The 11,350-nt window shown below is 49.0% G+C and carries 6 protein-coding genes; 2 read left to right on the top strand and 4 right to left on the bottom strand.

Annotated features, from left to right (window positions below; translation table 11 throughout):
- From BUB38_RS05915 to BUB38_RS05900, 4 genes are all read right to left on the bottom strand, one after another.
- The coding region (locus BUB38_RS05915) for a fumarate reductase/succinate dehydrogenase flavoprotein subunit (protein WP_073158437.1) at nt 1-1,730 on the bottom strand (1,730 nt) is incomplete at its 3' end.
- Between the two features lie 15 nt (nt 1,731-1,745).
- Nucleotides 1,746-2,582, bottom strand: a complete 837-nt coding sequence (locus BUB38_RS05910) for a succinate dehydrogenase cytochrome b subunit (protein WP_073158434.1) — start codon at nt 2,580-2,582, stop codon at nt 1,746-1,748.
- 63 nt (nt 2,583-2,645) lie between these two features.
- Nucleotides 2,646-3,098: a nucleoside-diphosphate kinase gene (gene ndk / locus BUB38_RS05905; RefSeq protein WP_073158432.1), complete on the bottom strand. Its 453-nt coding sequence runs from the start codon at nt 3,096-3,098 to the stop codon at nt 2,646-2,648.
- Between the two features lie 43 nt (nt 3,099-3,141).
- A complete protein-coding gene (locus tag BUB38_RS05900) occupies nt 3,142-5,220 on the bottom strand; it encodes a peptidyl-prolyl cis-trans isomerase (RefSeq protein WP_073158429.1) in 2,079 nt (692 codons plus the stop codon).
- 228 nt (nt 5,221-5,448) lie between these two features.
- Between BUB38_RS05900 and BUB38_RS05895 the strand changes: the two genes are divergently transcribed.
- Nucleotides 5,449-9,345 (top strand): translocation/assembly module TamB domain-containing protein, encoded by a 3,897-nt coding sequence (locus tag BUB38_RS05895; RefSeq protein WP_073158426.1) that lies wholly within the window; start codon nt 5,449-5,451, stop codon nt 9,343-9,345.
- Entirely contained in the window at nt 9,342-11,345 is a 2,004-nt protein-coding gene (locus BUB38_RS05890) for a BamA/TamA family outer membrane protein (RefSeq protein ID WP_073158423.1), read from the top strand. Before BUB38_RS05895 ends, BUB38_RS05890 begins: the two co-directional genes overlap by 4 nt.
- Nucleotides 11,346-11,350 lie beyond the last annotated feature (5 nt).

Below are 11,350 nucleotides of genomic sequence, written 5' to 3'. Positions count from 1 at the left end.
TCACGGTGGAGGGCGTCGAGGGTGAGGACTTCTGCGAATTCAAGGAAGTCAGCCAGACGGCCAGCACGTTCCAGGTTCTGGTTGAAGGAACCTTCAGAGCCAACAACGTTGACGTTTTCGTAGAATTCTTCGCGGAGTGCGGGGATTTCCTGGAGAGCCTTTTCGAGGCCAGCCTTGTTACGGGCCATACCAACGTATTCCCACATGATGTTACCGAGCTGACGATGGATATCGTTAACAGTGCGGTGACCCTTGATGGAAAGGAGCTTGGAAATCTTTTCTGCGGTCTGCTTCTTGCAATCTTCGAAAGCAGGATCAGATTCGGAAACCTTTTCCAGCTTGGTGCCTGCGAAGTAGCCACCGATGGTGAACGGAATCACGAAGTAACCATCGGAGAGGCCCTGCATAAGAGCAGAAGCGCCGAGACGGTTAGCACCGTGGTCAGAGAAGTTTGCTTCACCGAGAACGAAGCAGCCCGGGATGGTGGACATCAAATCGTAGTCAACCCACAGACCACCCATGGTGTAGTGGATTGCCGGGAAGATGCGCATCGGAACCTTGTACGGGTCTTCGTCAACGATCTTTTCGTACATCTGGAAGAGGTTACCATACTTAGCAGAAACGCCTGCAACGCCCATGCGCTTGATAGCGTCTGCGAAGTCCAGGTAAACTGCGAGGCCAGTGTTGCCTACGCCGAGACCGGCGTCGCAAACCTGCTTAGCGTTACGGGAAGCCACGTCACGAGGAACGAGGTTACCGAAGCTGGGGTACTTTTCTTCGAGGTAGTAGTAACGATCTTCTTCGGGGATCTGGTCCGGAGAACGCTTGTCGCCAGCCTTACGGGGAACCCAAATACGGCCATCGTTACGGAGAGATTCAGACATCAGAGTCAGCTTGGACTGCAGGTCTCCATGACGGGGCAAGCAAGTCGGGTGAATCTGAGTGTAGCAGGGGTTAGCAAATGCGGCACCCTTCTTGTAAGCGCGGAATGCTGCAGTAACGTTAGAACCCTGAGCGTTGGTGGACAGGTAGTAGACGTTACCGTAACCACCGGTGCAAAGGCAGACTGCGTCGCCAACGTGGCTTTCAAGTTCGCCAGTCACCAGGTTACGAACGATAATACCGCGAGCCTTGCCATCGACAACCACGAGGTCCATCATTTCGCGACGAGGAAGCAGAGTTACCTTGCCTGCTGCAACCTGGCGCATGAGAGCCTGGTATGCACCGAGGAGGAGCTGCTGACCGGTCTGACCGCGAGCGTAGAAGGTACGAGAAACCTGGGTACCACCGAAGGAGCGGTTGTCCAGGAGGCCACCGTATTCACGGCCGAAGGGAACACCCTGAGCGACGCACTGGTCGATGATCAGGTTGGAGTTTTCGGCGAGACGATGAACGTTGGCTTCACGAGCGCGGAAGTCACCGCCCTTAACGGTATCGTAGAAAAGACGATAGACAGAGTCACCATCGTTCTTATAGCTCTTAGCAGCATTGATACCACCCTGGGCAGCAATGGAGTGAGCACGACGGGGAGAGTCCTGAATGCAGAAGGACTTAACATTGTAGCCCAGTTCTGCGAGAGAAGCTGCAGCGGAAGCACCAGCAAGACCGGTACCCACCACGAGAACGGTGAACTTACGCTTGTTAGCGGGGTTCACGAGCTTCAGTTCAAACTTATGCTTGGTCCACTTTTCTTCAATGGAACCACCAGGAATTTTAGAATCGAGAATCATTAGTTATGGTCTCCATTAAACGTTGGTGGAAATGATGCCGACAGAGGGAACGACGAAAGAAGTCTTAGCTTCGGAAGCGGCCTTCTTCTGTTCCAGCTGCTGCTGGAGTTCATGAGACTTGGCGCGGAGAGCTTCGGTTTCCGGCTGATGAGCGATGTAGCAGGAGAATGCAGCTTCAACAGCAAAGCCGATTGCAATCACGATGCTGTATGCAATGCCGATAACTTCAATAACCGGAGTCCACTTCTGGTGAGCAAGGCCGAGAGTCTGGAAAGCAGAAGAAATGGCATGGAACAGGTGGATGCCGATAACGAGCATGGCAACCAGGTAGAACACGGTCCAAACCGGGTTAGCAAACATGTCGATGGTGGTGAGCCACATGTCGCGGACGATTTCGCCGGCAGCGTTCTGGTACAGGTAGTGAGCACCGAACTTGAGGTTAGCGAGATGCTGGATGCCAAAGCCGAGAATGATAAGGCCGGTCCAGATCATGGTGAAGGTAGCGAAGGACTTGTTACCCTTGCGAGCGTTGACTTCGTAACCCACAGCGCCACGAGCCTTCTTGTTTTCGAGCTTCAGCAAAACGCCGAGACCGATATGGAGACCGAATGCAGCAACCATGCCCAGTTCCATGAGGTAAATCAACTTTACCGGGAAGTGGAGCGGGTTGAAGCTGGTCAGGAATTCAGTATAGGCATTGTAGGATGCCTGTGCTGCAGACTGATCAAAGTTCAGCAACTGGAGGTTGCCGCACATGTGGACGAGGATGAACAGAGCGAGGAACGCACCAGAGCATCCCATGATCTGTTTCTTACCAATGGAAGAGGTAAGGTACTTAATGATCCATTGCATTGTTTTGTGTCTCCTTGAGGGGGTCTTTTTTTGTTTGTAATTCTAACAGACCTTAAACTGCCGTTAGAGGATGCAGCAAGCCTTCTTGCTTGCAGCTTCGTAGGCGTAGCGGTCTTCCTTCTTGAACCAGAAGTCCAGTTCGCGTTCTGCGGATGCAGGACTGTCGGAGCTATGGACAACATTTTCGGTCATGGAAGGAGCAAAATCGTAGCGGAGGGTACCGGGTTCTGCCTTAGCCGGATTGGTAGCACCGTTGATAGCGCGAACCTTGGCAATGGCATTTTCGCCACCCAGAGCGAGCATCACGGAAGGACCCTTAGTCATGTAGGCTTCCAGTTCCGGGAAGAAAGGCTTCTCGACGTGTTCGGCATAGAAACCGCGAGCGTCAGCGGAAGTCATCTGATGCATCTTGATAGCGCAGACGGAGAGGCCTGCAGCTTCGTAACGGGCAATAATTTGACCAATCAGGCCGCTCTTCACGGCGTTGGGCTTGATCATAGCGAATGTCATTTCCATAGGGTATACCACCTTTTATTGTGAGTGCGTTAAATATAACTCTTTATTCTTCGGCGCTGATCTTCTTGAGCAGGTCGTCGGCAAGTTTTCCGTCTGATTCAATGTTCTGCACCAGCCAGTCCACCGACTCCTTCAGTTCGCTGTTCGGATATTTCTGTTGGAAAGTCTTGAGGACCTGGAGAGCCTCATCGTTCTTATTGAGATTCTCGCTCAAGATAAAACCGCGGCTGAACAAGGACTTTTCCGCTTCAGGGCTATCGGGGAAGATTTCGTAGCAAGCCTGATACTCCGCTTCAGCTTCTTCAAAGCGGCCTGTCTCGTTATAAATTTGAGCGCTTTCGTAGATAGCCAACTTCACAAGAGAATCGTTTTCGCCATAGGCAAAAATCAAATTGCGATAGGCTTCCAGGGCTTCATCATTCAAGCCTTCCTTACGCAAGGAATCAGCGTTGGCCACCAGTCGATCAGCCAAGATCGTAGGCTCCCATTCCTGGATACTGCTATCGTAGAAGTGAAGCACAGCAGACTGGTAACTTTCAGCAGCAAAGCGGGCTTCACTCATATCGCTCTGCATCCTCCAGTTCTGTCTGAAGAGGACCGGGAGAGTTTGTTTGAAATCAAGTTTAAAGTAGCTAGATTTTTTACTCAGGAAATATTCGTGCCTAAGGATATTCATCGGGAACATTGCTGCGGCACGAACCTCACTGCGTCCCTGTTCAAAGGAATATTCCTGATGCACGGGGCTTCCATAACGTTCGTAGAAAGCCTTCAGGGAATCTTCGCTAACTTCTACGTTCTGACGTTTCTTAAAGAAGAAGTTATCGAAGATGAAATTTCGACGGGCTGCACGCACCAAGGCGCGGTATTCCCAGGTTTTATCCAGTTTCAAATTCAGGGCAGCCTTGCTGAACAGCAGTCTTTCTACAACCATGCTAAACAAGCGCTGATGGTTGCGAGCATTGACCTCGGCCATGAAATCCCTTTTGCAAATACGCTTCAGTTCCCCTTCAGTCAGCAAAGTTTCACCATTTTCAGACAGGAGAACATAGGATGAATCCACATCAAAGAATTCTCCGCTAGCCAACCCCTGCTTGATAGAGGCTTCAACGCGATCAAAAGTCTTTTGTTTCGGCTGAACCAGGGAAGACAGATAGAATACGTGGTAGGCATTACCGACATCGCCCTTGATTACAGGCGATACAAAGCCTGCATCCTTGCCATTCAAGGCGGCACTCAAACCAGAAACCATGCCAATACCGTACGGCATGGCAAAGCCGTCCTTGACGTAGCCGACAAAGCCGCCTTCCTTGGCGGTAGCTTTATTTGCACTCTTTGTGGAAGCGATTTTCTTGAAATTTTCAAGGTCAGTGGTTTCGTTAAACAGGGCTGCCAGGGCAACGGAATCTGTTCCCTGCACATGATACAGCTCATAACCGGGGGCAGTCATGAACATATCCATATGCTTTTCGTAGAAAGCCTTCGGTTCCGGCTTAGGCAATTCATGGAACGTCACATGAAGGTCTGAGGCGAGGTTCCTTGCAATCTGTTCCTTGAGTTCAGAACGGTGGAGTTCAACGAACTTGGTCTTCCAAGTTATGGAATCTTCTCTGGACGTAGAGCCCATCAAGTGTTCTTTCAAGTAAGCGTTCAAGGCTTCCTTGGAATGAGACATATAGTATTCGCAGGCAACAATTCCCTGAATGACACTAAAATCAGGAAGGGGCGCCTCTTCAAACAGGCTGCGATGTTCGTCATAGAAATGACGAAGTTCCGGTTCGGAATAAGTAAGGCGTTCATTCAGGTAGAAACGCTGATAGACGGAAGCAAGCAGCTTGGGCTCAATCAAACCGAGAAATTCTTCCCATTCCTTGTTCAACTCGGGGAACTGTGTCAAAGCCTTGGAAACGACGGCTTCCTTCGCATAAACATTTTCGTAGAGACGCTTGTTCAAAGGTTCCTTGGAGGAAATGGAATTTTTCATCAAGAGAACAAGGTCTTCTCGATAGACGACTTCCTTATCAATGCGAGCAAGAATGGTATCCTTATCCCCCACACTGTTGCAGCCAGTCAAGGCAAACAGATTTAGGAGACTCACAGTAAAAAAGGCAAAGCGGAGTTTCATGTAACCTCTTGTTTCCGGCGGGCTCCAAAGCCCAATAATAGCGCACTGAATATAGTAATAATAATAGGTAAAAAAGCAAAATTTCCGCTCAAATTACAGGTGTGCGCCCGATATCGGAAAGCGACAACAAAATACTACACAAAAAAGCACTTGTGTACAAATTACGAGCCGTTTTCATAACTTGTTGACCATCAACGAATTATCGCATTTTCTATACTTGGACTCAGTTTGAAAAAACGCAAACAGACATTCTTTGGAACAGCATTTTTTGCAACTGCTGCAGTAGGCGCCATCGCTCTTGGCGTCTGGTTTGTTCATGCGTTTGTGGAACGCTACCTTTCCGCCCCACACACTTTTTCCGGGGTAACGATTACCCCCTACGGCCACAACGCGCAGTCCCTGTTAGAGCATTCCTTCGATTCCCTTTTCATTTCGACGGACTCTACCGAAGTAAAAATCATAAACCCTAACCTGGACATCACCATTCTTGGAGAAAACCGGGGGGTAAGCCTGAAAATGGACCATGTGGATGCATTCATCGCCATTCCACAAAGCGACACCCTTTCTGCGACAAAAGATACCACCAACCCTGCATTCCCCGACAACCTTAGATTCCCGGCAAACGTTTCAGTCAACATCGAGGACGCAAACATCAAGCTGTCCGACGGAAAGTCCTGGAACGCCAAGGGGCTCAGCGTACAGAACAACGGGGAATACGCGCTCAACGTAGGAATCAGGCAAGTCAACGGAGACTTCGTAAGCAACCCCGCCTCAGTCAAGATGAAAGGGGACTTCGCAGGGGCAAAGCTGACTTTAGAGGCAAGCGTAAAAACAAGCAAGGATTCCGTCCAGATCAAGGCAAACGTTCCCAAGAAGGACATGAGCCGAATCAAGGCGAAGACCAACATTTCTGTAAAGAACCCCGCCGAATGGTTGCCGTTCAAACTCCCCGAAGAGATTCCTGAAATCGGTAAAATCGATGTCGTTGCCGAGGCAACCTTAGACACCCGAAAGGAAACGGTCTTCTACAACAGCACCATCCGCACACGAGTCGGAGCCCTGTGGCCACTGGAACCGGAACGAGTGACAATCAAGGTCCAGGGAAATCAGGAAAAGATTAACGCAGACATTCTTCTGCAAAACGACGAAGGCGGCTCCATCCACCTTGCCGGAGATTTCGACACGAATCTTAACGGACACGTAGAAGGCAAGGTCGAAAACATGAGCGCCCTGTACGGACCGCAGATGATGCCTATGGACGTAGACATTCGTTCCGCCGACATAAACGACATGGTCATCCGAGCCTCCCTGGAAACAAGACAGGGGTCCTACGTCAATGGAACAATCGACTTGAGGGATTCCCTGATGATTACATTCATCGGAGACATCTCCCCTTACGAACCTTGGGCTCTGGACTGGACTCACGGAAACTTGACCTTGGGCGGAAGACCGCAACTTTACGGAACCTGCGACGGACACAAGCTCCGAATTCTGGCGAAGTTCGACACCGTTGCCTACGCCTATCACATGACGGCCGATTCCATGCAAGTCACCCTGGATCTTGACACCAAGGGAATTGATTTTTCAAAGGGTGTCATCTACACCCCGAATGAAACGTTCGATTTCGATGGCGACGTAAAATGGAATCATGAACGTCCTCACACCTCATGGAACATCACTCAACGACATGGCGGTAAGGCCAGCGCCTATATCGACATCGGAGATTCTATCGCAATCGATGTCAGCGCAGACAAGGCCATCATTGCAACAATACCCTTTGCGGATTTGTCCATATCAGACCGAATTAGAGGCCGCGTGAGCGGAATGTGGCATTGGAATATCGACGACTCCACTGGATTCGCCAACGTTACCATTGACGGCGAAGTGGCCGAATACAACATGGTTGCAGACGTAATCGCAAGACAGAATAAGGACACGATTTTCATTGACAGAGCCCATAGCATTTACAACAGGAATGAAGTAAACGCATACGGTTCATTCATATTGCCCAATGATTCAAACCCGGATTTCAAGCCCACTCCCTTCCTTCCCATCCAGGTTCTCGAAGCAAGTATTTCCTCAAATGACTTCAGTATTCCGCTCCTGCTAGAGCCACTAAATGACAGCACCTTCGCCTCCGGTATGCTCTCGGGCCAATTGTCGTTCAACCAGAATACAGGCGTTATGGGGAACCTGGACTTCTCCAATATCGAGTTTAACGACCTCTCGCCAGATTTGCTCCGAATCAAGAAGTTGAACATCTTTGCAGAAAAAGACAAGGTCGAGCTAAATTCCTATCTGGACATTGGCCGTGGTGGTTGGACAGGAAACACGCAGATAATCATCGATCATATTTTTGACGACAGGCGACACCTCAGTTTCTCTCATGGAAGTGACAATGGTGGCACTTTATGGTCGGAAGGCTTCATCGACAACGACTTGAAGTTCAAGGGTACCGTTGACGCAAACGGTTCCTGGTACATTCCCGGAACTATCAGCGAAATCACCAACACGGACCTCCATGTCGACATTACCGCAGACATCCGCAAGGGATTCAAGGGAATTACTGCAGACATCACCGCAGATTCCACTCGATATAACCCGCCCAAGATGAACGTTTCCTTCCCCATCAGTTTAAGAGGACGCATTGAAAACGGTCTACTGGACATTTCCTCCGCCAAGACAACCAATCGCAATAACGAAACTATCGAAGCTACATTAAAATTCCAACTTGACAGTCTAAAGCTTAATGCCATTGACGTTAGGTCAGACCGCTACACGATTGAGATGGACCAGCACAAGCTGGTTCTGGAAGGTATCAGCGGGCACCTTGAAGATGGAGACGAAAATCTCACCATAACCGCAGACATTCCAAAGATCACCTACAATTTTAACGATGACGTTATTGGACAGGCTGAAGCATTAGCCAGAGGCGACATTGCCTACATTATCCCCCATAGCAAGGCGGGCCAGATTCAAAACAACACCATCGCAGGAAACATCCTTATAGACAAACTCGTTTATTATCGCGATCTTGATATCGAAGTTACACCTTCGGCCATTGACAAATACATCGCCATGTTCAACAACGGCGTCGCCAAGTTAAAGAAAAAAGAAGTTCAAGAAGAAAAGCTCTCTACGGCAAGCCCAATCAATCTTTCACTTCATATTAGCGATTCCCAAAGGGATTCTGTTGGTATCGTGACACCGTTCGCTACCTTCCCCGTTACTTTGGACATCTGGGTCTTGGGCAATACCACAAGGCCCTTGCTCAGAGGTGACATTGCAAATACGAACAACGGATTTATCGGCATCCACGAAGTCTACGAATTCAACTTGAACTCCTTCCAAATTTCTTGGAACGATGTGCCCTGGCAAAAGGGCGTTATCGACGTAACCAGTAGCCAGGATCTTCCCTATTGTAACGAAAATTCAGAAAGCGTTAACGAAACCTGTCCTATCAATTTGGACATTCAGGGAACAATTACCAATCCCCAGCCCATGCCATCTTCGAATTGCGGTATCGAATCATCCCCTGCGGTAATTTACTACAACGTTCTCCTAGGCTGTATTGCAGACAAAGGCGGCGAATCCGCAGACTGGAACCGAATCGCAGGCAAGGCAATCGGCAAGGTTATTTCAACAACGGCAAACAAGACTCTTGGCGGCGACTACATTGGCGACATTGACATGAAGGTGATGCTGTTTGAAAACACCACCACCAGCGACAAGGATTCCAGCTACTTCAAGATTCCGGTTTCATTAGACCGCTGGGTAAAAAATTTGAGTCTGGTATTCGGCTATACCAAGGACCAGAGCGTAAACCCCACCTACGAACAATCCGTTCAGTTCGGAGCTAACTACACACTTCCTGTATTCCAGGAAGCTGAATACTCCCACAAGAACCACATTGCACCGGCATTATCACTTAACGCCCTATTAACCAGAAAGCAATACCTGACCAACTCCGGTACAGAACGCGACGACGACCGACTTGAAAAGAATATCGGCATCAACTATGTCTACCGTTATTGGAACCCCTGCTTGCTAGGAATCGGCCGTTGTGAAAGCATAGGTAGCCAGCATACCCAAAATCAGGATTCCAGGGAGGACACATCCAAATGAATAAATTTCTAATCCTCCTCTTGGCAATGATTGCGTTTTCATGGGCAGCAGACGATGTAAAGCATCCCTGGTTTGTACAAATCTCCGGAAACAAGGCGTTCTCTAATTACCAGTTAGAAGAACAGCTCGACGTTCCCGAAGAGTTCGGCCAGATGGACACCACAAAGCAAGACTTCCTCATGAGACTTTCTATAGAGAACATCAAGGCTCTCTATTACTCTAGAGGTTACTACAGCCTTGACATGGCACTCAACATCCGCAAGGACACAACCTCGGAAGGTATTGTCCAGAGAGGTTATTTCATCCACATCCGAGACGGCGAACGTTACAAATTTAGCGGTGCAAAAATCATCGTTCCCGAAGAAGCAAAATTGGAAATTGACGAAAGCAAATTGAACATTTCAAAGGAAAACTATTACAACCAGGAAGACATCTCAGAAGACCTGCAGGAAATCCAGCGCGTATACCGCAAGGAAGGCTATCTTCACGCCTATCTTTCTTCCATTGAAATGTTGGATTCCCTACACAAGAAGATATTTGTCGAGATTACAATTACCCCAGGTGCCAAAGTCCTGATGGGAAACATGATCAGCACCAGCTTCCGTTCCGCCGACAAAAAACTGCAGGGGCCAACGGAAGCAGGACTTACGGATACCGCCTGGCTTTCAAGCCTATGGAAAATCGAACAAGGCGAACTGATTGACGGAAACCAGTACAATTCATTCAAGTCGAAACTGTTCTCGACCCAGTTGTTCACTCAGGTAAAAATGAGCGACACCCTCCGCGAAGACGGTCTGTCTGACGTATATCTAAACGTAACGGAGCGTGTACCCGGCGAAACTCGTTACGGATTCTTCTATGAAGAAATCTACGGATTCGGAGCCTTGGCCTACGCTCGTCACAAAAACTTCTTCGGTCACTTCCACGAATTTTCATCAAGTGTTCAAATTGCACAACACAAGCAGGAAGCCTCCATCGGTTACGCAAACCCGCTACTTTTCGGAACATCCGTAAGCTTTATTCCCACAGCAATCCGTTTCGACAACCGACTGACATTAAACCACGAAAAAATCACGCAGCCCGCCTACGATGACCGATACGAAGAACGCTACGAAATCATCAACCGAGGAGACATTACCTTCGGCATTACCAACCATATTAGATTCCGCGGCACGATCGATACCCGATACGTTTCCAAAGCCAAGGATACCGTACTTGTCGTAAGCAAGGAGAATTCAGGCGCCGCAGACATCAGCGATACAGCAAGCCTCTCAAGTTCACAGGACTCTTTGCTAGAAACACAAAATAAAGATAAGTTGCTTAAGCTAAAGGGTGAAATTGCCCTTACATTTGACTTTACCAACGACTATTTCAACCCCACCAAGGGAATCCGCCTTGCCCCCACATTCGGCGCAGGAACGAACTGGGACGGCGATCTGAAATCATTCAACATGAGAGGCAATCCCTACACCTACGGCGAAATAACAGCAAACGCCTACCTCCCCCTATTCTGGACATTTTTCGGAGCAATTAGTGGAAGTACGGGCAGCTTCTTCGCAAAGGCCCTGGAAGAAGACGCACGCATTTTCTACCAGGGCGGTTCCCGATCCGTTCGCGGTTATAAATTCAGACATATTTTCGCCAGCCGAGATTCTATCATCTACACAGGGCAAGAATCTTCCATCAAGGCAGACACAATCATCAACACGGGCCTTACCCCCACCTACTTCAGATTCAACGAAGAAATCCGCTGGATGTTCCCCTGGAAAGGATGGAGACACTGGCAACTCGTACAATTCTACGACTGGGCTAAAGTAACCGACGATGAAGACGACATCTACACATCAGCCCGAAATGAAAGCCTTGGCCTCGGAATTCGCTATAGTTGGCAATTCCTGACTTTCCGACTTGATTACGCCTTCAAGAAAAATTTGACCGATTGGAGTGCAGAAGGATTCGCCTGGAGCAGATTCGCCTTCGACCTATCCCACACGTTCTAAAGTCA

Origin of the sequence: Fibrobacter sp. UWH5 (assembly GCF_900142505.1) — a bacterium.
Taxonomy (GTDB): Bacteria; Fibrobacterota; Fibrobacteria; order Fibrobacterales; family Fibrobacteraceae; genus Fibrobacter.
Note: the sequence above shows the minus strand (reverse complement) of the source record. Positions and strands in the feature narration are given on the sequence as shown.